Annotated in this window: 22 protein-coding genes; 12 read left to right on the top strand and 10 right to left on the bottom strand. The window is 61.3% G+C overall.

The window, feature by feature from the left end:
* Nucleotides 1-9 precede the first annotated feature (9 nt).
* Both E2H86_RS01945 and E2H86_RS01950 read right to left on the bottom strand, forming a co-directional pair.
* Nucleotides 10-312 (bottom strand): urease subunit gamma, encoded by a 303-nt coding sequence (locus E2H86_RS01945; protein ID WP_133324176.1) that lies wholly within the window; start codon nt 310-312, stop codon nt 10-12.
* 9 nt (nt 313-321) lie between these two features.
* A complete protein-coding gene (locus E2H86_RS01950; RefSeq protein ID WP_133324177.1) occupies nt 322-1,155 on the bottom strand; it encodes an urease accessory protein UreD in 834 nt (277 codons plus the stop codon).
* Nucleotides 1,156-1,579: 424 nt separating this feature from the next.
* Between E2H86_RS01950 and E2H86_RS01955 the strand changes: the two genes are divergently transcribed.
* The 3 genes from E2H86_RS01955 (at nt 1,580) to E2H86_RS01965 (ending at nt 4,797) form a co-directional block, all read left to right on the top strand.
* On the top strand, nt 1,580-2,599 hold the full coding sequence (locus tag E2H86_RS01955; RefSeq protein ID WP_133324178.1) for a branched-chain amino acid aminotransferase: 1,020 nt from the start codon (nt 1,580-1,582) through the stop codon (nt 2,597-2,599).
* Nucleotides 2,600-2,747: 148 nt separating this feature from the next.
* Nucleotides 2,748-3,428, top strand: coding sequence for a response regulator transcription factor (locus E2H86_RS01960; protein ID WP_133324179.1), 681 nt, complete (start codon nt 2,748-2,750; stop codon nt 3,426-3,428).
* Nucleotides 3,406-4,797 carry a sensor histidine kinase gene (locus E2H86_RS01965; protein ID WP_133324180.1) on the top strand — a complete coding sequence of 464 codons (1,392 nt, stop codon included), beginning with the start codon at nt 3,406-3,408 and terminating at the stop codon, nt 4,795-4,797. The genes E2H86_RS01960 and E2H86_RS01965 overlap by 23 nt, the downstream gene beginning before the upstream one ends.
* A gap of 35 nt (nt 4,798-4,832) precedes the next feature.
* On the opposite strand, the gene cysS is transcribed toward E2H86_RS01965, so the two are convergent.
* Together cysS and E2H86_RS01975 are read right to left on the bottom strand one after the other, a co-directional pair.
* Nucleotides 4,833-6,215, bottom strand: coding sequence for a cysteine--tRNA ligase (gene cysS / locus E2H86_RS01970; protein WP_133324181.1), 1,383 nt, complete (start codon nt 6,213-6,215; stop codon nt 4,833-4,835).
* Between the two features lie 9 nt (nt 6,216-6,224).
* Nucleotides 6,225-7,928 (bottom strand): glutamine--tRNA ligase/YqeY domain fusion protein, encoded by a 1,704-nt coding sequence (locus E2H86_RS01975; protein WP_133324182.1) that lies wholly within the window; start codon nt 7,926-7,928, stop codon nt 6,225-6,227.
* Between the two features lie 248 nt (nt 7,929-8,176).
* On the opposite strand from E2H86_RS01975, the gene E2H86_RS01980 reads away from it, so the two are divergent.
* The 3 genes from E2H86_RS01980 to E2H86_RS01990 all read left to right on the top strand — a co-directional run bounded on the left by E2H86_RS01980 (nt 8,177) and on the right by E2H86_RS01990 (nt 10,006).
* Nucleotides 8,177-8,677 carry a peptidylprolyl isomerase gene (locus E2H86_RS01980; protein WP_133324183.1) on the top strand — a complete coding sequence of 167 codons (501 nt, stop codon included), beginning with the start codon at nt 8,177-8,179 and terminating at the stop codon, nt 8,675-8,677.
* On the top strand, nt 8,674-9,396 hold the full coding sequence (locus E2H86_RS01985; RefSeq protein WP_133324184.1) for a UDP-2,3-diacylglucosamine diphosphatase: 723 nt from the start codon (nt 8,674-8,676) through the stop codon (nt 9,394-9,396). The genes E2H86_RS01980 and E2H86_RS01985 overlap by 4 nt, the downstream gene beginning before the upstream one ends.
* A gap of 235 nt (nt 9,397-9,631) precedes the next feature.
* Nucleotides 9,632-10,006, top strand: coding sequence for a fe2+ zn2+ uptake regulation protein (locus tag E2H86_RS01990; protein WP_133324185.1), 375 nt, complete (start codon nt 9,632-9,634; stop codon nt 10,004-10,006).
* Nucleotides 10,007-10,041: 35 nt separating this feature from the next.
* Here E2H86_RS01990 and E2H86_RS01995 read toward each other — a convergent pair whose 3' ends face one another.
* Entirely contained in the window at nt 10,042-10,230 is a 189-nt protein-coding gene (locus tag E2H86_RS01995; RefSeq protein ID WP_133324186.1) for a hypothetical protein, read from the bottom strand.
* Between the two features lie 384 nt (nt 10,231-10,614).
* On the opposite strand from E2H86_RS01995, the gene E2H86_RS02000 reads away from it, so the two are divergent.
* The 4 genes from E2H86_RS02000 (at nt 10,615) to E2H86_RS02020 (ending at nt 13,129) form a co-directional block, all read left to right on the top strand.
* Nucleotides 10,615-10,983: a Mor transcription activator family protein gene (locus E2H86_RS02000; RefSeq protein ID WP_133324187.1), complete on the top strand. Its 369-nt coding sequence runs from the start codon at nt 10,615-10,617 to the stop codon at nt 10,981-10,983.
* Nucleotides 10,984-11,520: 537 nt separating this feature from the next.
* A complete protein-coding gene (locus E2H86_RS02010; protein ID WP_133324188.1) occupies nt 11,521-11,736 on the top strand; it encodes a tautomerase family protein in 216 nt (71 codons plus the stop codon).
* Nucleotides 11,733-12,389 carry a DsbA family oxidoreductase gene (locus E2H86_RS02015; RefSeq protein WP_133324189.1) on the top strand — a complete coding sequence of 219 codons (657 nt, stop codon included), beginning with the start codon at nt 11,733-11,735 and terminating at the stop codon, nt 12,387-12,389. The genes E2H86_RS02010 and E2H86_RS02015 overlap by 4 nt, the downstream gene beginning before the upstream one ends.
* Before the next feature lie 29 nt (nt 12,390-12,418).
* Entirely contained in the window at nt 12,419-13,129 is a 711-nt protein-coding gene (locus E2H86_RS02020; RefSeq protein WP_003291493.1) for an SDR family NAD(P)-dependent oxidoreductase, read from the top strand.
* Here E2H86_RS02020 and E2H86_RS02025 read toward each other — a convergent pair.
* A complete protein-coding gene (locus E2H86_RS02025) occupies nt 13,080-13,331 on the bottom strand; it encodes a TetR/AcrR family transcriptional regulator (RefSeq protein WP_439958274.1) in 252 nt (83 codons plus the stop codon). The two genes, E2H86_RS02020 and E2H86_RS02025, sit on opposite strands and share 50 nt — an antisense overlap.
* Before the next feature lie 35 nt (nt 13,332-13,366).
* Here E2H86_RS02025 and E2H86_RS02030 point away from each other — a divergent pair, with 35 nt between their 5' ends.
* A complete protein-coding gene (locus tag E2H86_RS02030; RefSeq protein ID WP_133324190.1) occupies nt 13,367-14,290 on the top strand; it encodes a LysR family transcriptional regulator in 924 nt (307 codons plus the stop codon).
* 220 nt (nt 14,291-14,510) lie between these two features.
* On the opposite strand, the gene E2H86_RS02035 is transcribed toward E2H86_RS02030, so the two are convergent.
* Nucleotides 14,511-15,719, bottom strand: coding sequence for an MFS transporter (locus E2H86_RS02035; RefSeq protein WP_243744019.1), 1,209 nt, complete (start codon nt 15,717-15,719; stop codon nt 14,511-14,513).
* A gap of 15 nt (nt 15,720-15,734) precedes the next feature.
* Nucleotides 15,735-16,358: an isochorismatase family cysteine hydrolase gene (locus E2H86_RS02040; protein ID WP_133324191.1), complete on the bottom strand. Its 624-nt coding sequence runs from the start codon at nt 16,356-16,358 to the stop codon at nt 15,735-15,737.
* 213 nt (nt 16,359-16,571) lie between these two features.
* On the opposite strand from E2H86_RS02040, the gene E2H86_RS02045 reads away from it, so the two are divergent.
* Nucleotides 16,572-17,063, top strand: a complete 492-nt coding sequence (locus tag E2H86_RS02045; RefSeq protein ID WP_133324410.1) for a winged helix-turn-helix transcriptional regulator — start codon at nt 16,572-16,574, stop codon at nt 17,061-17,063.
* A 204-nt stretch (nt 17,064-17,267) separates the two neighbouring features.
* On the opposite strand, the gene E2H86_RS02050 is transcribed toward E2H86_RS02045, so the two are convergent.
* Both E2H86_RS02050 and E2H86_RS02055 read right to left on the bottom strand, forming a co-directional pair.
* The gene (locus tag E2H86_RS02050) at nt 17,268-20,942 is read right to left on the bottom strand and encodes a translocation/assembly module TamB domain-containing protein (RefSeq protein ID WP_133324192.1); all 3,675 of its coding nucleotides are present in this window, start codon (nt 20,940-20,942) and stop codon (nt 17,268-17,270) included.
* Complete coding sequence (locus E2H86_RS02055) at nt 20,939-22,681, bottom strand: autotransporter assembly complex protein TamA (protein WP_133324412.1); 1,743 nt, start codon at nt 22,679-22,681, stop codon at nt 20,939-20,941. Before E2H86_RS02055 ends, E2H86_RS02050 begins: the two co-directional genes overlap by 4 nt.
* Nucleotides 22,682-22,704 lie beyond the last annotated feature (23 nt).

Genomic DNA, 22,704 nt, shown 5'->3' on the forward strand with positions numbered 1-22,704 from the left:
TGGGCCGGTTCAAACGATGGGGTCATGCACGGTCACAAGCTTCGTGCCGTCGGGGAACGTGGCTTCGACCTGCACGTCATGGAGCATCTCGGCGACGCCCTCCATCACCTGCTCGCGGCCAAGCACTTCACGGCCCAAGCTCATCAGCTCGGCCACCGTGCGGCCATCACGGGCGCCTTCGAGCACCGCCGCGCTGATCAGCGCCACCGCTTCCGGATAGTTGAGCCTAAGGCCGCGGGCCAGGCGCCGTTCTGCCAGCAGTGCGGCAGTGAACAGCAGCAGTTTGTCTTTCTCTCTAGGGGTCAGCTCCATGGCGCTCTCTCAAGTGGCCCAGATGCGCGGCGGGCACGCGGGCAGGCCGAGGACGGCCGGACGCAATACGTGCCAGAGGCGCTGCAGGGTGTGTTGCAGGTTTTGGTTGTCGTGGTCGAGCAGGCGGATCACCAGCAGCGAGCCGAGCAATGTCGCGCCGGCGGGGTTATCCAGTCGGTCGAGCAGCGCACGCACCTGTTCGAGCACGGCCTGGTCCGCAGGCGCTGCGCAAAAGGTGGCGAGCAGCGGATGCCCGGCGAGCTTGTCGAGCCGCCCACCCTCGATACGCAGCCGCTCATGCAGGCCGGGGCCATCAGGCAGATCGATCTGCAGTCGGCTGTCGAGCGCACCCAGGTCGAAACGCTCGTTCATCACCGGTCGCCCCAGGCACAGGGTCTCCCAGGCCAGCAGTCGGGCGCCGGGCGCAAGGCTGAAACGGCTGTCGAGGCTGGCACGGGCGCCATTGAAGAAGATGCTGTCCTGCGGCAACCACTCCAGCGTGCTGCCGGCCTGCAGGTGAAAATGCTGCGCCAGCCGTGCGGTGGGGCCGATGCTGCGGTAGAACTTGCTGGCACCGGGCATGGTCAGCAGCGCATGGCTGCCGGGTTCGAGGTGGATATCCAGCTCGAGCCGGTCACCGGCGACGATGCCACCTGGCGGGTGCAGGACGTACACGTGGCACGGTGCACCTTCGGGGTAGAAAGGCCGTTGCACCAAAAGAGGTCCAAAATGACGACGCGCACCAAGACGAGTCACGCCATCGCGTTCGACGAAGCGCAACTGCAAGTAAGCGCTCCAGCCTGCCGCCTGTTCCGGTTGTTCGATCTGCTCCGCCTGCGACATCCCGCGGCCCCTGATAATCCGTGGCCTGATGGCCGTTTAGAGGGCCAGCCGCGAGGCATCCCCTGGATGCGGCGGGCTGACCACTCGATCAAATTCGCTGGCTGGATATAGCAGGTTGCGGGCCAACTCTGCAGGTGAAGGAAGATGAAACATCTGCGGCGAGGGCTCTGGCATGGGGCATGAGCAGCTGCAACGCCCTTTGGAGGGGCGCAGCCAGGCCCTGTTTCGGTGCCGAGAGGCTCAGGTGAAGGGCGCGAGCATGAAGGGTTCGCTGCGATCGAACTCCCCACCCTTGGAGACCTTCTCGATCATGGACAATTCGTGACTGACCGTTCCCGATCCGCGATGGATGTATTATCGTGGCGAGGTGCGCATATAACAGCCGCCCGAGCGATCGGGCATCTGCAAGACAATCGAGGGTGTCATGAGTAACGAGAGCATTAACTGGGACAAGCTGGGTTTCGACTACATCAAGACCGACAAGCGCTACCTGTCCGTATGGCGCAATGGTGAGTGGGACAACGGCACCCTGACCGAAGACAACGTGCTGCACATCAGTGAAGGCTCCACTGCCCTGCACTATGGCCAGCAATGCTTCGAGGGCCTCAAGGCCTACCGTTGCAAGGACGGCTCGATCAACCTGTTCCGCCCTGACCAGAACGCCGCCCGCATGCAGCGCAGCTGTGCCCGCCTGCTGATGCCGCAGGTGCCGACCGATGTGTTCATCGAGGCCTGCAAGCAAGTGGTCAAGGCCAACGAGAAGTTCGTCCCGCCCCACGGCAAAGGCGCCCTCTACCTGCGTCCCTTCGTGATCGGCACCGGTGACAACATCGGCGTGCGCACCGCTCCGGAGTTCATCTTCTCGGTCTTCGCCATCCCGGTTGGCTCGTACTTCAAGGGCGGCATGAAGCCGCACAACTTCCAGATCTCCAGCTTCGACCGTGCCGCCCCTCAAGGCACCGGTGCAGCCAAGGTCGGTGGCAACTACGCGGCGAGCCTGCAGCCAGGCGCCGAGGCCAAGAAGGCCAATTTCGCCGACGCTATCTACCTGGACCCGCTGACCCATACCAAGATCGAGGAAGTCGGCTCGGCCAACTTCTTCGGCATCACCGCCAACAACGAGTTCGTCACCCCCAAGTCGGCCTCGGTATTGCCAGGCATCACTCGCCTGTCGCTGATGGAACTGGCGCAATCGCGCCTGGGCCTGACCGTGATCGAAGGCGACGTCGAAATCAACAAGCTCGACCGCTTCATCGAAGCAGGCGCTTGCGGCACCGCTGCGGTGATCACCCCGATCGGTGGCATCGAGTACAACGGCAAGCTGCACGTGTTCCACGACCTGGAAAAGGTCGGCCCGGTTACCCAAAAGCTCTATAACGAGCTGACCGGCATTCAGAGCGGTGACGTCGAAGCGCCAGCAGGCTGGATCGTCAAGGTCGCCTGAGGCTTAGCGCCACGCGCAGAGACGGGGCATGCCAGGCAATGGCATGCCCCGTTCTGTTTTTGCGCCACCGGTAGATGAATTTTTCTTAAATCGCCGCTTGTCTATTCTTTGGCACAATCAAATCTCCATTCGCCGCCCAGGAACCAGCATGCCCCGCGTACTGACCATCGAAGACGACGCCGTCACCGGACAGGAAATCGTCGCCGAACTCACCAGCCACGGCCTGGACGTGGATTGGGCCGACAACGGCCGTGAGGGCCTGGCCAAGGCCATCGCCGGGGGATACGACCTCATTACCCTGGACCGCATGCTGCCTGAAGTCGATGGCCTGACCATCGTCACCACGCTGCGCAACCTGAAGATCGCCACCCCGATCCTCATGATCAGCGCCCTTTCCGATGTCGACGAGCGCGTGCGCGGCTTGCGCGCAGGCGGCGACGATTACCTGACCAAGCCATTCGCCTCCGACGAGATGGCCGCTCGCGTCGAGGTGCTGCTACGCCGCAACAGCGTGCCGATGACCCAGACCCGGCTGCAGGTCGCCGATCTCGAACTGGATCTGATCAGCCACGAAGCACGCCGCGGGGAGCAGACCCTCAACCTGCTGCCCACCGAATACAAACTGCTGGAATACCTGATGCGCCATGCCGGCCAGGTGATCACACGGATGATGATCTTCGAAGAAGTCTGGGGCTACCATTTCGACCCGGGCACCAACCTCATCGACGTACACATCGGCCGCCTGCGCAAGAAAATCGATGCGCCCGGCCAGTCGCCGCTGATCCGAACCGTTCGGGGCTCCGGCTATGCCATTGCCGAACCCGTCTAAAGGCTGGAGTTCTTCGACCAGCCGCCTGCTGGCACTGTACAGCTTCCTGTTCGTGGCCTGGAGCTGCATCCTCATGGGGGTGCTGTACTTCGAGGTGTCCAGTTACCTGAACAAGCTGACGCGCCACTCCATGCTGCAGCGCCAGCACCTGTTCGCCCACATGAGCGGCAAGCAGCTCGATGATGCCTTGATCGCCAGCCAGGCCTTCGAGGAGCGCGCTTTTGACGCCTATGGCCTGTTCGACGCCCAGCTCAACCCAATCGGCGGGCGCATCCGCGCCATCCCGCCGGAGCTGGGTATGGACGGCCAGGTGCACGAACTCCAGCGCTGCCTGGACGCCGACGACCCGCATCTTCCGCGCGACAGCTGCGACGCCGTGGCCATCAAGGTGCAAGACGGCCGCTGGCTGGTGCTGGTGCGTGACAACGGCTCGCTGTTCGTGGTGACGCGGATCATTCTCGACGCTTTGCTATGGGGTATCTCCCTGACCCTGATCCCGGGCTTCGCCGGTTGGTACCTGTTGCGACGCCGCCCGCTCAAGCGCATCCGCGCCATACAGGCCCAGGCCGAGTTGATCGTCGCTGGCGACCTCACCCACCGCTTGCCGCTGTCCGCCCGACGCGACGAGCTGGACATGCTTGCCGCCATCGTCAACGCCATGCTCGACCGCATCGAGCGGCTGATGCACGAGGTCAAAGGAGTTTGCGACAACATTGCCCATGACCTGCGCACGCCACTGACGCGGTTGCGCGCCCAGCTCTACCGCATCCGTCAGCAAAGTGCTGCCGACTCGCCCCAGGCCGAAGCGCTGGACCAGGCGATAGGCGAGACCGATACACTGATGGCGCGGTTCCGCGGCCTGTTGCGCATCAGCGAACTGGAAGACCGCCAGCGGCGCGCCGGCTTCGTCCAACTGGACCCGCATGATCTGCTGGTGGAGCTGCATGACTTCTACCTGCCACTGGCCGAGGATGGCGGCATTCGATTGCAACTGCAGCAACCTGAACGACTGGCAGCGCTTCACGGCGACCGGGAATTGTTGTTCGAAGCCCTTGCCAACCTCATGGGCAACGCCATCAAGTTCACGCCAGAGGGCGGCCAGGTGGTCGTGACGGCCCTCCAGAACGAGGCCGGCGTGCATATCGCCATCGATGACAGTGGGCCGGGAATCCCAACCGAGGAGCGGGAGGCGGTGCTCAAGCGTTTCTATCGCAGCGAGGAAGGTCACCGTCACGCAGGGTTCGGGCTGGGGCTGTCGATCGTCGCGGCGATCGTCGACCTGCATGGGTTCGGGCTGGAGGTCGGCGAGAGTGAACTAGGCGGAGCGAGGTTGGTGCTGCACTGCCCGCTGGCAGGCCAGCCCAAGTAGAAACCGGGGCCGCAAAGCGGCCCCGTCAGCGTCTATCAGTCAGCCAGACGCCAGGTGGTCCCACCCTTGCCATCTTCCAGCACCACGCCCATGGCGGTCAGCTGGTCGCGGATACGGTCGGACTCGGCCCAGTTCTTGTCCGCACGCGCCTGCAGGCGCGCCTGGATCAGACCTTCCACTTCGGCAGCGTCGACCTTGCCTTCGGCACCTGCACGCAGGAACTCGTCGGCATCCAACTGCAGCACACCCAGCACATCGCCCAGTTCGCGCAGGCGACCGGCCAGGCCGGCAGCGGCTACGGGGTCGCTGTCGCGCAAGCGGTTGATCTCGCGCACCAGATCGAACAGCACGGCGCACGCCTCCGGCGTACCGAAGTCATCGTTCATCGCCACACTGAAGCGTTCGACGAAGGCTTCACCGCCTTGGGCCGCGACCCGCGGCAAACCGCGCAGGGCATGATAGAAGCGCTCCAGGGCACCCTTGGCATCACGCAGGCTGTCTTCGGAGTAGTTGATGGCGCTGCGATAGTGGCTGGCCACCAGCAGATAGCGCACCACTTCCGGGTGATACTTGTCGAGCACGTCGCGAATGGTGAAGAAGTTGTTCAACGACTTGGACATCTTCTCGCCATTGATGCGAATCATGCCGCAGTGCATCCAGGCGTTGGCGTACTGCTTGCCGGTAGCGGCTTCGCTCTGGGCGATTTCGTTCTCGTGATGCGGGAACTCAAGGTCACTGCCACCGCCATGGATATCGAAGCTCTCGCCCAGGCAGCAGGTCGACATCACCGAGCACTCGATGTGCCAACCAGGACGGCCCGGCCCCCATGGCGACTCCCAGCTCGGCTCACCAGGCTTGACGCCCTTCCACAGCACGAAGTCCAGGGGGTCCTGCTTGGCCTCGTCGACCTCGATGCGCGCACCGATGCGCAAGTCCTCGATCTTCTTGCGCGACAGCTTGCCGTAACCTTGGAACTTGCCGACCCGGTAATACACGTCGCCGTTGCCAGGGGCGTAGGCATACCCCTTGTCGATGAGGGTCTGGATCATCGCGTGCATGCCGGCGATATGGTCGGTGGCACGAGGCTCCTGGTCTGGCGGCAGGATGTTGAGGCGGCGCTCGTCTTCGTGCATCGCGTCGATCATGCGGGCGGTCAGCGCGTCGAACGACTCGCCGTTTTCATTGGCCCGGTTGATGATCTTGTCGTCGATGTCGGTGATGTTGCGCACGTAAGTCAGCTCATAGCCGCTCTTGCGCAGCCAGCGGGTGACCAGGTCGAAGGCCACCATGCTGCGACCATGCCCCAGGTGGCAGTAGTCGTACACGGTCATGCCGCACACGTACATGCGCACCTTGTTGCCATCGAGCGGCTTGAAGGTTTCCTTGGTCTTGCTCAGCGTGTTGTAGATGGTAAGCACGGCGATTCCTTAGCTGCCCCAGGAGTCACGCAGGGTGACGGTGCGGTTGAACACCGGGCGGCCCGGCTGGCTGTCCTTGAGGTCGGCGCAGAAGTAACCTTCGCGCTCGAACTGGAAGCGATCTTCCGGCTGCGCCTGGCCCAGCGACGGCTCGGCGCGGCAGCCGGTGAGCACTTGCAGCGAATCGGGGTTGATGTTGTCGAGGAAGCTGCCGCCCTCTTCGGTTTTCTCGGGGTTGGCCGAGCGGAACAGGCGGTCGTAAAGACGCACTTCGCACTCGACGCTGCCCTCGGCCGGTACCCAGTGAATCACGCCCTTGACCTTGCGACCCTCAGGGTTCTTGCCCAGGGTGTCCGGGTCATAGGAGCAACGCAGCTCGACGATGTTGCCCTCAGCGTCCTTGATCGCCTCGTCGGCACGGATCACGTAGCTGCCGCGCAGGCGCACTTCACCTGCCGGTTCCAGGCGTTTGTAGCCTTTGGGCGGCTCTTCCATGAAGTCGTCGCGATCGATGTACAGTTCGCGGGCGAACGGCAGCACGCGCACGCCCATGTCTTCCTTCGGGTGGCGCGGCAGTTCGAGTTGTTCGACCTGGCCTTCGGGGTAGTTGGTGATGACCACTTTCAAGGGGCGCAGCACGCACATGGCGCGTGGTGCGGTGCGATCGAGGTCGTCGCGGATGCTGAATTCGAGCATCGACATGTCAACCACGCCATCGGAGCGGTTGGTGCCGATCATTTCGCAGAAATTGCGGATCGAAGCCGGGGTGTAGCCGCGGCGGCGGAAGCCCGACAGGGTCGACATCCGTGGGTCGTCCCAGGCGCTGACGTGCTTCTCGTCCACCAACTGCTTGAGCTTGCGCTTGGAGGTGATGGTGTAGTTCAGGTTCAGGCGGCTGAACTCGTACTGACGTGGATGCGCAGGCACCGGCAGGTTGTCGAGGAACCAGTCGTACAGCGGACGATGGCCTTCGAACTCGAGGGTGCAGATCGAGTGGGTGATGCCCTCGATGGCGTCGGACTGACCGTGAGTGAAGTCGTAGTTCGGGTAGATGCACCACTTGTCACCGGTCTGGTGGTGGTGAGCATGGCGAATGCGATACAGGATCGGGTCGCGCAGGTTCATGTTCGGCGACGCCATGTCGATCTTGGCGCGCAGCACACGTTCGCCGTCCTTGAACTCGCCGGCCTTCATGCGGGCGAACAGGTCGAGGTTGTCCTCGACACTGCGATCGCGGAACGGGCTGTTCTTGCCCGGCTCGGTCAGGCTGCCGCGGTATTCCTTGGCCTGGTCGGGCGTCAGGTCGCAGACGTAGGCCTTGCCGCGCTTGATCAGTTCGACGGCCCAGTCATGCAGCTGGTCGAAATAGTTCGAGGCATAGCGCACTTCCCCTGCCCAGTCGAAGCCCAGCCACTTGACGTCACGCTGGATGGCATCGATGTATTCCTGGTCTTCCTTGGCCGGATTGGTGTCATCGAAGCGCAGGTGGCAGACGCCGCCGAATTCCTTGGCCAGGCCGAAGTTGACACAGATCGACTTGGCGTGACCGATGTGCAGGTAGCCATTGGGCTCCGGCGGGAAACGAGTGACGATGCTGCTGTGCTTGCCCGAGTCCAGGTCGGCCTGGATGATCGGCCGAAGGAAGTTCGCAGGGACGGCGGGGGCGCCTTTGGCAGCGGCGTTGGGCGCGTTGTCGGCAGTGGGCTTGCTCATAGGATCCTTGAATGCACGTGTCCGGCCTGGGTAGGCCGATTGAATCAAAGGGCCTATCATAGCCGAAGCAGTCGAGCTGCCGACAGCCGGGCTCGGACAAACTGGCACGATTTCTCCCAGCTTTTTGCCAGAGCCTGGCAAAATGGCCGATGCGCGCCATGTGTCGTGCAAGCCTGATACTGCGTCAGCTGTCCATGCGCACGCTGCGCGCCCTAATTCCCTTATGCCTTGAAAGAGCGAATTTCAGCATGTCCAAAGTCAAACTGAGCACCAACCACGGCGACATCGTCCTGCAACTGGACGCCGAGAAAGCGCCGCTCACCACCGAAAACTTCGTTCAGTACGTCAAGGACGGCCACTACAACGGCACCGTGTTCCACCGCGTGATCAAGGGCTTCATGATCCAGGGCGGCGGCTTCGAGGCTGGCATGAACCAGAAGAAGACCCGCGCCAGCATCCAGAACGAGGCCGATAACGGCTTGAAGAACAAGAAGTACAGCATCGCCATGGCCCGCACCATGGACCCGCATTCCGCCTCGGCGCAGTTCTTCATCAACGCTTCCGACAACGACTTCCTCAACCACAGCGGCAAGAACACCCAGGGCTGGGGCTACGCGGTATTCGGCGAAGTGATCGAAGGCCGTGAAGTCGTCGACGCCATCGAGCAGGTCGCCACCGGTTCCAAGGCTGGCCACCAGGACGTGCCGAAGGACGACGTGATCATCGAGAAAGCCGAGATCATTGAGTGATACTGCTGATCTCCGATCTGCACCTGCAAGAAGAACGCCCGGATATCACCCGGGCGTTTCTTGATCTGCTCGACGGTCGTGCCCGCCACGCCAAGGCGCTTTACATTCTCGGCGACTTCTTCGAAGCCTGGATCGGCGATGACGCCATGACGCCGTTCCAGCAATCGATCTGCCAGGCCTTGCGCCAATTGAGCGACAGCGGCACGGCGGTGTACCTGATGCACGGCAACCGCGACTTCCTGCTTGGCCAGGGCTTCTGCAAGGCCGCTGGCGCCACGCTGCTGCCCGACCCCAGCGTGATCGACCTGGGCGGCGAGCCGGTCTTGCTGATGCATGGCGACACCCTTTGCACCCGCGACATCGGCTACATGAAGATGCGCCGCTACTTGCGCAACCCGCTGACAATGTGGATTCTGCGGCATCTGCCACTGTCCACGCGGCAAAAGCTGGCGCGCAAGCTGCGCAACGAAAGCCGCGCCCAGGTGCGCATGAAAGCCACCGAGATCGTCGACGTCACTCCGCAGGAAGTGCCCAAGGTGATGGCCGCTCATGGCGTCCGCACCTTGGTCCACGGCCACACCCACCGACCGGCGATCCACAAGCTGGTGGTCGACGGACAGCCCGGACGGCGTATCGTGCTGGGCGACTGGGACCGTCGTGGCTGGACTTTGCAGGTGGACGAGCACGGTTTCCATCTCGAGCCATTCGAGTTTTCCTAGCGGCACTACTGGCCCCTTCCGCCGCTACGGCGGAAGGGGCCAGTAGTGCCGCTACACCCCTCTGATCAGCCACACAAGCCCAAAGCCCCAACCCCAGAGCCCCCAAAGCCAGCCCCCCCACTAATCCATGAAAACTCTTTTTTTTTAGGCGCAAGCCTGCAGATTTGCCGTTCTCATTCGTCCTAATAAGTGAGGCACCCATCTTTCGGGAAAAACCACGAAAAGGAGCATTCACATGTACAACCCGCAATCCTCATTGCAGGCCGGGCCGGGCCCGGGCAAGGCGCCCGACGGACCGGTCGCCAGCGGGGACGAACGCCTGGGCAACGAGCAGATCCGCGAACTGCTGCGCAGTTTTGGCCTACGCACCAGCCTCATCCGGCTCAAGGTCATCGACGCACTGCACCACGCAGACCGCAACGGTCGCAGCATCGGTGTGCGCGGTGTGCACGCACAACTGGAAAAACTGGATATCCCTTTGTCATTTCTGAGTGTGCGCGAAGTGCTCAAACGCCTGTGCGCCGAAGGCGTCATCAACTTGGGCAGCGACAAGTGCTACAGCCTCAACCCCGAGGCCCGCGCGGTACTGGATCAGTCATTGCCAAGCTGAACGCCGGGCCGGCCAGCGCTGGCCGGCCGGCATGGTCAAGGCTTGACCTTGCGCCGCAAGATCCCGTTGATCACCACCACGACCACAGCGATGGCGATGGCCAGGATCTGGAAGGTCTGCTCGCTGATGGTCCCCTGCTTTTGCAGGTGGGACAGGCCCAGCATCAGGCCCAATACGACCAGGATGATCAGCAGAGAGTATTTCAGGCGCTGTACGTGTGTCATCGAATGTTCCTTGCAACATCTAGGGCTAATGGCTCGCGACGAGCCGGCGCCATCATACCTTGCCTACCCCAGTCACGGGGCATTTCCTGGTCAATCGAAAGCGACTCCTGGGGGCCGGCACCCTCAATTGCTATTCCAGCGAAAGGTAACGAGAAATCAGGGGCTGTAGGTAAGCGCTGACGTCACTTCCTACATCGTAGGAAACTCCTGCCCGCAAATACTGCTCACCACGCCTACACCCCCTACGCCTCATGGCGCCTAGCGACCAGGCTCGGCACTGCCTGAAAATCCCTCCATGTCCACGATTCCGGATGCCCGGTGATCGTCGACCTGTCACCACGGATGTTCAAGCATCGCACCCCATTTTCCCGGAGGGAGCCTCACATGGAATTGCCAGACCTCACCAGCATCGACATCACCCAGTTGCCCCAATCGTTGCAGGCGCTGATCGAATGCGTAGGTATCGAAAACGCCTACGCCCTGACCTGCGCTTTCGGTGGTCGCCCCAAATACATTCCCAAGCATCGGACGCGCACCAAGCTTGCCGATATTCTCCCACCCGAGGCACTCGACGCTCTGATCAAACGCTTTGCTGGCGTTGCGCTGGAGATCCCTAAACCGGATCATTTCCTGCGCCGGCTACGCAACTTGCAGATCCAAAAGGAAAGCGCCGATGGCTTATCTCGAAGCTTGCTGGCACATAAATACGGCCTGAGCCTGCGCCAGATTGGCAACATTCGCCGCCAGACGTAGTTTTTCAACTTGGACAAAAAGTTTTTCACCTAGAAAATAAAATGAAGACTCGCTACTTGCCCTCCTAAAAATTATGGTCATCGAGTATGGTCGCGGTAGGGATGGCAGTTACCTGTCACCCCCCGCACAAATCCGTACGTGCGGAACTACCGCATACGGCTCCTGCCTCGGGTGGGTGACGCGAAACGATCCTCAGAGTAAGGATGTGCATTCTTAGAGCTCGGTATATAGAGGTCAGCAAGGCGTCCAAAACGTGACCATTGAAGCCGATAACGCTGACTGCGACGCCTGAGGGCTTGCCGCCCGAGACACGGCACACTGCCAGAGGGAAACCCCGGCCAACCGGCAGGTATAGGCTGCCACAGCTGTGCCCAGATACGTACCAGGCCAGAAAGTCCTACCCAGGCGCCCCGTGATTCGATACACGAAGTCACAAATGAAGTACCTCAGGGCATATTTATCAATTTTCTCTGAATTCTTAAAGTTTCTCCATCAGCTGCTCATCACCCAAATGCACACTTGATAGAGGAACTTCCCATGCCATTCATCAGCGTCCGCATCACTCGTGATGGTGTGACCCGAGAGCAAAAGGCTCAGGTAATAAAAGAAATTACTGACACTATGGAGCGCGTGCTTCATAAAGATCCTAAGTTGACCCACATCGTGATCGAAGAAGTCGACACTGATAACTGGGGCTACTCCGGCATTACGACTACCGAGTACAGAAAGCAATTGTCGGAGTCCAAGCCATGAAGCACAGGGTAAAAATCGACTTCGTTTCTGATGTCGTCTGCCCCTGGTGTGCGCTGGGCTCGACTGCCTTGAACCAAGCCATCGCCAACGTAGCCGACGAAATCGACGTCAAGTTGATGTTTAAACCGTTTGAGCTCAATCCCGATATGCCTGCCGAAGGTGAGGACGCCATCCAGCACATGATTCGCAAGTACGGAAGAACTGCGGAGCAGGTGGCGGCACGTAATCAGATGATTATTGAAAGAGGATGGGAGCTCGGCTTGGAGTTCAATCTTCAAAGGCGAACTCACTTTTTCAATACCCATGATGCACATCGCCTGCTGTTCTGGGCGGCGAATGAAGGGCTCCAAAGTGAGCTTCACCGAGTGCTGATTGAGGCTTACTTCGTGAACGGGCAAAACCCTAGCAGTCACGAGACTTTGGTGGCGCTGGCTCAGAAAGTCGGTTTGAACGCCCAGCAAGCGCAGGTATTACTTGAAAGCGGGCAATTCACTGATGAAGTCCGAGCGCTCGAAAATTTTTACTTGGATCGCGGCATCAACTCTGTACCCGCAATGGTACTGGACAATCGGCAAGTCGTCGCAGGCTCACAGTCTGTTGAGTATTACGAGCAAGTGTTAAGGCAGGCGGCACAAGCCGCTTCGTCTAACTGAAAACTTAAATCCATCGTAGAGGAAATATCATGAGCAACTCTCAAAAAGTCATCATCGTAACTGGCGCATCTCAAGGCATTGGTGCAGGTGTAGTGGAAGGATTCCGAGCACTCGGCCACAAAGTGGTAGCGACCTCGCGCTCCATTCAACCATCGACCGATCCAGATATCCTGACTGTTGCCGGTGACATTGCGGATCCGGCCACAGCGGAACGAGTTGTGCGCGAAGCCGTGGCCCGCTTCGGGCGCATCGATACGCTCGTCAACAATGCCGGGATTTTCGTCGCCAAACCATTCACCAGCTACACCAAAGAAGACTATGCGCAGGTCGTTGCGACCAATATGAGCGGCTTCTTCTACATCTCCCAGCTCGCCATCGCGGAAATGGAAAAGAATGGTAGCGGGCATGTGGTCAGCGTCACCACCAGCCTGGTTGACCACGCAATCGACGGCGTTCCGTCGGTAATGGCATCCCTCACCAAAGGCGGCATCAACGCTGCCACCAAATCGATCGCGATTGAGTATGCCAAGCGAGGCATCCGCGCTAACGCCGTGTCGCCTGGCATCATCAAGACCCCAATGCATGGCGCCGAAACTCACGATGCCCTGGGCAAGCTGCATCCCGTCGGTCACATGGGCGAGATCAATGACATCGTTCAAGCGATTCTCTACTTGGACAGCGCTTCGTTTGTCACCGGTGAGATCCTGCACGTCGACGGCGGTCAGAGCGCAGGCCATTGAGGCGGCGCTCAAAGAGTTTTCCGTATTCAGCGAGTACCTCACGCCCGAAGGCATCCTTGCTATCGAAATAGTGGTAGAAGGAGCCTTTCGGTACGGAAACCCGTTTGAGTACCTGTTCAATACCGGTAGTGTTGAATCCTTGCTCGGTCAGCAACTCAGCAGCGTTCTCCGGTCGGTGCAACCGTCTACTGCAGTCCGACACCAAGCCTTCTACCAGCCCCTGTACGGATAAACCCTATGAAGCGGCATTTTGACGATCTGCAGTTGGGAAGTATTGAGCTGTTTTGCCTGTCGGCGGAAGCGGGCAGCTTTACTGCCGCAGCTCAGCTCGCTGGCGTTACTCCGGCCGCAGTGAGTAGGTCGATCCTTCGTTTGGAAAAAAGGCTGGGCTCTCGGCTGTTCGCAAGGACAACCCGAAGCATTCGATTGACCGATGCGGGAAAGGATTTTTTCGAGCAGTGCAGCCAGGCACTCACGCAACTGGTGGAGGCCCAGCAGGCCGTTATGGGCGCTCAAGCCACGCCTTCAGGCCGTCTTCGCATCAGCCTGCCCACGACTTATGGTCACCACCGCATCCTGCCGTTGCTGCCAAAATTTCGGGACCTGTATCCTGAAGTAACGGTTGACATCCACCTTGGTAATCGAAATATCGACTTCGTTGCAGAAGGGTACGATCTGGCGATTCGTGTACGAGCTCAGCCTGACTCCACGATGATTGCGAGGTTGCTGGAGGATGCCAAGCTGGTTGTCGTAGCTTCCTCGGCCTACCTGGAGAAAGTCGGGACACCGCATACCTTGCAGGACCTGGAGCAGCATGAATGCATCCAATTTGAGCTCCCGAGCAGCGGTAGGCGTATCTCATGGCTGTTCCAAGAGGGCGGTCGAGAACGTGAGGTATTCACCGCTGGAAGCTATTCGTGTTCCGACGATGTGTTGGGCGGAGTGACACTCGCCAAGCACGGTGCCGGTTTGTTCCAAACCTACAAATTCATCGTAGAACAAGAGCTGACTGACGGACGACTCGTCGAAGTCTTGAAACCGTTCAGCGGGCGATCGAGACCGTACACCTTGTTGTACCCTCACGGTCGTCATGTCCCGAAGAGAGTGCGAGCTTTTGTGGATTTCCTGGTTCAATATCGCGAAGAGTGGGCTTCGCTTTAGCACGAAAGTTCGTTCCCCGTTTGGTGTTCTGGTAGGGGCGAACGAAACACGACGCAGGATCCCTACACAGTTATGAGAGCTCAATGGGGAGCCAAGCGGATTGGGTGTCTCAATTCTTGGGGGAGTGTGCGCCCGCCTGGGAGTTGAATGCCAACTTACGGCATGGCTGGAAGCCTAAGCAAACCAGCAAAGATGCGCGCTCGCGTCGACTTTTGATCGCTCATGGGCGAACCTCGCCCATCGTCGAGCTCGATTCACGGGGTGCAAGCGCATTGATAACCGTAGCCGCTAAAGCCAGCAGCATGCCAACGGCGGCAAGGCCGATCCAGCCGGCCTGGTGCACGCCATAATTCCCCAATGCGGCGCCGATCGCTCCCCCCAGAAAATACGATCCCATGAATACGGTATTTAGCCGGCTTCTGGCCCCGGTCCTCAGGGTGAATACGCGTGCCTGGTTAGCAACCAGCCCGGCACGATTGCCTAGGTCGAGCAACAACATGCCGAGAATCAGCCAGCCAAGATGTTGCCCGCCCGCTGCGATGCAGGCGAAGCCCAGGACGAGGGTCATCGCGCCGGCTAGAACCATGGTGTGCCTGCCCAGGCGATCGGTCAGCGTGCCAATATAAGGTGACGCGACGATGCCCGACAACGCGACCAGGGCAAACAGACCAATGGTAGCGGAGTCGAGTCCGTATGGAGGTTGTGCCACTAGCGCGGCAAGCGAAGCCCACAGCGCACTGAATGCAGCGAACATCAGCATGCCGCTTGCCGCGCAGTAACGCAGCACGCTTTCCTGTTTGACCAGGCTGCCTAACGAACCCAGGAGCCGCCCGTAGCTTATCGTCTGCAGACTCGTGGTGGCGGGCAGGCGCTTGGCAACGATGAGCAGCAGCAGGACATCGCAGAGCGAGGCCTGCACGAAGACGACTCTCCATCCCGCATGTGCGCCGGCGAAGCCCCCGAGCATGCGCGCCAGTAACAGACCTGCCGAGAGGCCGCTGAGCAGGCTCCCTACGATTCGACCTCGCTCAGCCGGAGTGGCCAACCCCGACAGACAGGGAATGATGAGCTGCGCAGTGATCGCCGTCACCCCGACCAGAAGGCTGCTCACGCACAGCATGGTGAACGTCGGCGCTACCGCGCAAAGAAGCAAGGCAACGGCATTTCCCGCGATGGCCAGCAGCGCGAGTTGGCGTGGCTGTCGACAATCGGCGAGCGGCACGATGAACAACAGGCCTAGCGCATAGCCAAGCTGCGTCAGCGTGGCGATCAGGCCGGCCTGTGTCGGCGCCAGGCCAAACGACGCGGCCATCTGGGGCAGAAGCGGCTGATGGTAGTAGATGGTCGAGACCGCCAGCGCGCAGCACAGAGCCATAAGCGTGACAAGGCGGCTGGAAACTCCCATTGGTGATGCGCAAGACGCAGACATGACGCAGCCCCTTCACTACTGTTGCAAAGTCTGCACGAGCCCGCGGGTGTCGACGATGCTGTGCGCAAACGTCGGCCCGTTCAGTTCGTGCGCCGCGTGCATCATTTCCTTGCTGAAAGCGGCAGTCGCATCGCGGACCAGCGTGACGTGATAACCCAACTCCATGGCGAAGCGTGCGGTCGATTCGATGCAGGTGTTCGCCAGCAGGCCTACGACGATTACATGTGTTATGCCTCGTTGCTTCAGCTGGAAATCGAGGTCGGTATTGGCGAACCCGCTTTGTCCCCAGTGTTCCTGGATGATGATGTCGCCCTCCTGTGGCACGAAGTCGGGATGCCATTCGCCGCCCCAGGACCCCTTGGCAAAGGTGTGACGTTCCTGGATCAGGCGTTGGGTGGGATTGGGGTGATCCCAGCGGGTGTAGTCGCCGGGCTGCCAGCGCCGATGAGGCACGTAGTACACCTGAATTGCTTGTGCTCGCGCGGCGGCAACGGTCATGCGCAGGTTGTCGAGCAGTCGCACTTCATCCGCAACGCTTCTGAGCATGGAATAAAGCTTGCCGCCATCGGACAGGAAGTCGTTGTAGGGGTCGACCAGCAGCAGAGCGGTCCGCTCCGAGGCATACACAGGATGGGTCATAAGGGTGCTCCAGGTGAGAGAGGCGTTCTGGGACGTGTGCTATACCGGCAAATGCCGCGCTGCGACAGCGCATGCCGCAGAGGCTTCATATTAACTATGAAAATCATAGTGTCAACGAGGATGAGGCTTTGAGCGTTATTCCATGCGACATGGTTAATCTCACTGGGTTACTATGAAAACAATAGTTTCTACGGAGAAAGCAGCGTGAAGTCGATGCTGGACGTGACAAGCGATACGGTGTGCCCGGTGGCACGCTCGATGGATTTGGTGGGCGACAAATGGACCATTTTGGTCCTGCGTGAGCTGTACATGGGCGCGACACGCTTCGAGGAAATGCAGATCCAAACCACCGCTACGCCCCAGATGCTGACTTCGCGCCTGAAAGCGCTGGAGGCGAACGGTCTGGTCGAACGCCGGCCCTATAGCGAAAAGCCTCTGCGCTACGAATATCATCTGACCGACAAGGGCTGGGACTTCTATCCTGTGATCTACGCGCTGCGCGCTTGGGGCGAGAAGTGGTGCAAGAACCCGGATGAGGGGTTGGCCGTGCATTTCGTGCACCGCGCCTGCGGCCATGATGTGGGGGTGGCCAGCGTTTGTCCTCACTGCGGCGACGCTGTGGAACGCAAGGACTTGGAAGCGCTGATCAGCGATCGTTTTCTCGACGAACGCGAGTCTCGTCGTGAAGCCTTCAAGCGAAAATAGCTGAGGCTAAAAGGCCTTCCTCTACTGATATATTTGGATTCTGAGTGAGCGCATGAAGGGAAGCGATTATGCGTCCCGCCATGATCGAGCGATCACTGCGTCTCAGCTAGTGCACAGCAATCCAATGTGACATTTCGGCCTGGTCATTTCAGTCGTTTTTGAACAACGTCGTCAGATGCAGTGCCAGCCCCGCCGAAGCGGGGCTCAGAAATCACGCTTGTAGAAGATATCCAGAGAGCTGGCCACGCCGCTGGCGGCTTCCAGGTACACCTTCTTGCTCAACTTGTAGCGCAGCGCGATGGTGTTGGCCGGCTCGAATACCCCTACCCCATAGCGCAGGCTGAGGCGCTCGGTCAGGTTGCCGCTGGCGACAACGCTGGTGGAGTTGCCGGCCCCTTCCGTGTCGAGTTGGAAGTCCTCGATACCAAGGCTGGAGGCAAGGCTGCCGGTCACCCCTGCGCTACCGGCCAGCCCCAAGCCCAATGCCGCTTCTGCGAGCATGTTGTTATCTTCACCACTGTTATTCAGCGGTCGCCCCAGAACCAGGTAGGACAATGCCTGCTCCTGGCTCATCGCCGGCTCCGAGAACACCTGGGTGGTGGGCTGCTCGGCGCTGCCGCTCAAACGGATCCCGGCAATCACGTCATCGACCTTGCGAATGGCTTCGATATCCAGATAAGGCTGATCGATGGGGCCGGCGAACAACAACCGCGCCCGGCGGATGGTGAGGCGTTGACCGTAGGCCCGGTAGCGGCCGTCGGCGAGGCTCAGTTCGCCACGGGTGTCCAGGTTATCGCCGATGTGCACATGACCAAGCAGATTGGCCGTCAGGCCGAAACCACTGAACGAGAGCTTTTCCTGGCCCACCTCGACATCGATGTCCATGGCTACGGCCATCGGCGTCTGCCCCTGCTCGGTCTGATGACCGACGATAACCGTATCGTCCGACACCTTCACCGTCGATGGCGGCAGTTCGCGCACGACGATCTCACCCTTGGGCACCCGCACCTTGCCCGTCACCGCCAGCTTGTCGTCGACCAGGCGCACGTTGAGGTCGGGCGAGGCTTCCAGCGTGGCATAGGGCTCGACGGTAACCGGCAGGCGCTGGCCCTGCAGACGCAGATCCATTGCCAGCGCCTGGCCCCAAGTCAAGTCGCCGGACAGCTGCCCACGGCCACTCGCTCCGCTCTGCCAGGCGCCATCCAACTGAATACGCTCACCTGCAATCAATGCCTGCAACGACAGACGCTCGAAACTGACCGGGAGCTCTGCACCGCTGACTTCGCCGCCGGTAAGAGCGAGGTTGCCATTGATCTGCGGAGCCAGCAGCGTACCGGACAAGCGCCCAGTGCCGTTGAGCTGCCCCGTCAAACGCTCGACCATAGGCACGAACGGCCGAGCCACCGACAGGTCCAGGCCGGCCAGGCGGAAGTCGCCGCTCAACGGCTTGTCCTTGCCCAGTGGATCGAGGCGCGCATTGAGGTTCAGCTCACCGAGCCGATCGCCACGAAACACCAGACGAGTGTCGACCCGACGCGGTGCCAGGGTGCTGTCCAGGCGCAGGGTCTGGTAGGGAAAGTCGATCCACTGCCCTTTGTCACGTACGCGCAGGGTGCCGCCACTGGCGTCGACGACCAACGTGCCCTTGGGGCCACTGTCCGGAATATCGAGGTTGACGTCGGCGTTGAGCAGGCCATGCCAGGCGAAATCCTTGGGCAGCCACTGCGCCAGGCTGTCCAGCGGGAACTGCTTGAGGTGATAGCGCAGCCTCGGCTCCGGCGCCAGGCGTTGGTCGTCGCCGCACAGGCTGGCCTGGCCCGAGCGCCAGCAATGGGCACCGAAGTCCACCTGGCCACTGGCCAGGCGCTGCAAACGCGCCGGGGCCTGCAGCTGCCAGTCCTGACCACCGGCCTGGATCCGCCCACTGGCCAGGCGGCCGCGCCAGTCACCCTGCTTCAATTGACCATCGAGCGCCAAATCCAGCTTGAGTTGCGGACCGTCCAGGCCGAGGGTCATGGCCTGCTGGCGGATATCGCCGCTGCCGTTGACCTGGAGCGTGCCCATGGCGGTTTCGCCCAGGCGGATGCCATTGGCGGTGAGGTCGACAACGCCACGCTGGGCGCTGTCCAGTCGCGCATTCAGCGCCAGGCGCTGGATGCGGTTATCGGCCTGAGCCACCTGCTGGCCTTGCAGGGTAAAGGTGCCTTGCGGCGCCTTGAGCGTGCCGGCGACGTCCAGCCGACCTTTCACCTGGCCCTGCAAACCCGGCCACAACTGCCCCAGGCGTGGCAGGTCGAGGTCGATTCGCCCGGCCAGGCGTTGCTGCAGGCTGCCACTGCCATTGATGCGGTTATCACCCAGGCGCACGGCCAACGCCCCCAGCGTCCACTGCTGGTCTGCGCCTTTGGCATCAACCTTGAGCACCGCTGGCTGCCCGCGCAGCCGGCCTTTGAGGTCGAGTTGCGCATCCAGGGACAGTTGCTCGCCTTTCAACTCGCCCTTGCTACGCAGCGGGCCGGCCAGGGTCCCCGGCAACTCGGCGAGCCAATAGGCAGGGTCGAGTGCAGACACCTGCACGTCGACGTCCCACGCCAAGGTGTCGCCGAAGCGCACGGCAACGGAGCCTGCTGCCTTGCCTTGGCCTGCGTTGAGCGCAAACTCCGGCAGGCGTACCTGCTGGAGGTCGCCCTCGAACGGACTGGCGACGCTGAATGCGCCGGCCGGGCCATCGAGGTCGCCGGCAAAGGTGCCTTGATACATGCCGTCAAGATACCGGACTTGGGCGTCGAGGCGCTTGAGGGTCACCTCAGGCGGGGTTTCCAGGGGATACAAGCGCAACCAGGGGAAGTCCTGCCAAACCAGCCGCGCCTCGGCCTTCAGTGCCTGCTGCCAGTCGGCACTGGCCGACAGGCTGAGACGTTGAGTCTCGCTGGCGCTGAGATCGAGAGCGGCCAGCCGCGCCCCCTTGGCATCGACCCGACCGGCCAGCACCAGCGCCACGGGTGACTGTTCGGCAGGCAGGCTGGCCGTGCCTGCCAATTGGTATCCCTTGAGCAGGTCGCCGTTGGCATCGAGTTTCAGTTGGTTGAGTTGCAGGGTGTCCGGCAGCGTTGCGCTCGGCTTGAAGGCATCGCTTTGGATGTGCAACTTGGCCGGCAGGTGCTCGGCCAGCGCCTGCACCTCGCCATTAAGCCGGGCTTGCAGATAACCGCTGCTGGTGGCCTGTAGATTGAGGGTCTTCTGCAGCTCGCCGGTGGCGGTGAGGGCCAGTAGCCAGGGCTGGCCGTCCACAGTCGGCAACTGTACGTCGCCTTCGAGGCTCAACGGCCAGTCGCCCTCCGGTTGCAGGTCGCCGTGCAGGTCGACCCGCAGGTCATCACGTTGCAGTTGCAGACTGTCGATGCGCATGCCACTGCTGGTCCAGCGTGCAACCAGCTGCAGGTCGCCCAGCAAGTCGCTGCCATCGAGGCGCAACTGGCCGACCTTGACTTCACCCAGTTCGATGGCCACCGGCAGGCGCAGGGCCGGCAGCAGCACCGGACCTGGCTCGGCGGGCTGATCGCTGGGGGCGAAGGCCATGTCGATGCGTTGCGCCTGCAAACGCTCGACGCACAGGGTCGCACGCAGCAGGCAGGCCGGCGACCAGGCCAGTTGCGGCTGCTGCAGCTCTACCTGGTTGCCTGCGCTGTTCCAGCTCAACCGGCTGGCTTGCCAACTACCACCCAGACGGCCCTGGAAGTCACTGACCTCCAGCCCAGGGACGCGCTCCAGCAACCAGCGGCTGCCTCCTTCGCTGGCCAGCAGCGTGGTCACTGCCAAGACCACCAGCAGCAACAGCGCCAGCACAGGCAGCACAACGAATTTGACTACACGCATCACAGCTCCGGCCCCATGGAAAAGTGCAGGCGGAAACCGCCGTCATCATCGAGCGCATGAGCCAGGTCCAGGCGCAGCGGCCCTACTGGCGACACCCAGCGCACTCCGATACCGACGCCCGTCTTGAGGCTGGGCAGCTCCAAGGTGTTGAAGGAGTTACCCTGGTCGACGAAGGTGGCCACACGCCACTTCTCGGCCAGCGAATACTGGTACTCGACGCTGCCCGCAACCAGATAACGGCCACCGATGCGGTCGCCGTCACTGTTGGTCGGCGACAACGTCTGGTAGTCATAACCACGCACGCTTTGATCGCCACCGGCGAAGAAACGCAGCGATGGTGGAATATTGTGCTTGTAACCGTTGGTGGCGCTGCCGCCGAACTGCACACGCCCGAGCAGGCGATGGCGGCGGCCGACGGTGGTCAGGCCTTTGAGCAGGACGTTGCCATGCAGCAGGTTGGTGTCCGACACCAGGCCTTCCTTGGCCGCCTGCACGTCGAACTGCAGACGGTAGCCATTGTGCGGGTCGATCCGATTGTCGCTGCGCAGGTAGGAAAAACTCACGCCCGGCATCAACAGGTTACTCAGCCCCGCGTCATCACCTAGGCGGTATTCCTCACGCTGGTACTTCAGCGACACCACCCGTTGCCAGCCACTGGGCAACTTGCTGTGCCATTCGGGACCCACGGTGAGCAATTTGCTGAGGGTATCGGTACCGGCGATTTCCTCGTACTGGTAGCCCCCGGCGAAGCGCAGCTTGTCGGTCAGCGGCGGATCGAGGGGAATGTCGTACCACAATCCGACGTTCTGCCGCGGGGCTGAAAGCTCGGTTTCCCAGCCATAACTGTGGCCTTGGGGATTGACCCAGTGGCGGGTCCAGTTGGCCTTGCCACGCGGGCCGACGTCGGTCGAAAAGCCCAGGCCCAGGCCCAGAGTGCGCGGCTTGCGGCTGTCCAGGCGAACATCGACGGGAATCTCCTGGCCAACCGCCGCGGTCGGTGCCGCATCCACCCGTACTCCTTCGAAGTAACCGCTGGACTGCAGGTCGTTGTTGAGTTCAGCGATCAACTGCGAGTCATAGGGCGTGCCAGGCTCGAACGACACCATGCGCTGCAACAGGTCTTCGTCCAAGGGCGTGTCGCCGTCGAAATGCACGGCGCCCAGGTAGTAGCGGGGTCCGCTCTGGTAGACCAGATCGATATCGGCAACCCCGGCCTGTGGATCGACGGCCAAACGTTGCTGACTGAAACGACCGCTGAAGAAGCCGTAGCGCAGGGCTTGATTCTGGATCAGCCGCTTGGCGTCCTCGTATACCCCGTGGTTGAGCTGTTCGCCTGCGCGCAGTGCTTTGCTGTCCGGCACCCTGAACGCCTTAAGTTCGCTGGCTGGCCCCTCGACACGCACGGTGACGTTGCGCAAGCGCACAGGCTCACCGGTTTGGATGCGCAGAACAAGCTGGGGCGAGCCATCGGCCTTGGCCGGTGGTTTGACCTCGGTGTCGATCTGCGCCTGATAGTAGCCAAGTGCCTGCGCCGCTTTGCGAGCCTGCTCCTGGGCGCCACGACTAAAGCGCAGCAGCGCTTCCTCATCGCGGTCTCCCAGGCTGCCTATATAGCCTTCGACATTTGCCTTGAGGTCCTTGTTGGCCGGCGCGACTTTCACCAGCAACTCGCTCTGGCCCCATGCGGTAAAACTGGCGGCCCAGAAAACCAGGCCCCAGGTCAGTCTTCCTGAATACGTCATGCCGCGCATGCTACCAGAGCCAG

Origin of the sequence: Pseudomonas putida, assembly GCF_004357765.1 — a bacterium.
Lineage (GTDB): Bacteria > Pseudomonadota > Gammaproteobacteria > Pseudomonadales > Pseudomonadaceae > Aquipseudomonas > Aquipseudomonas putida_U.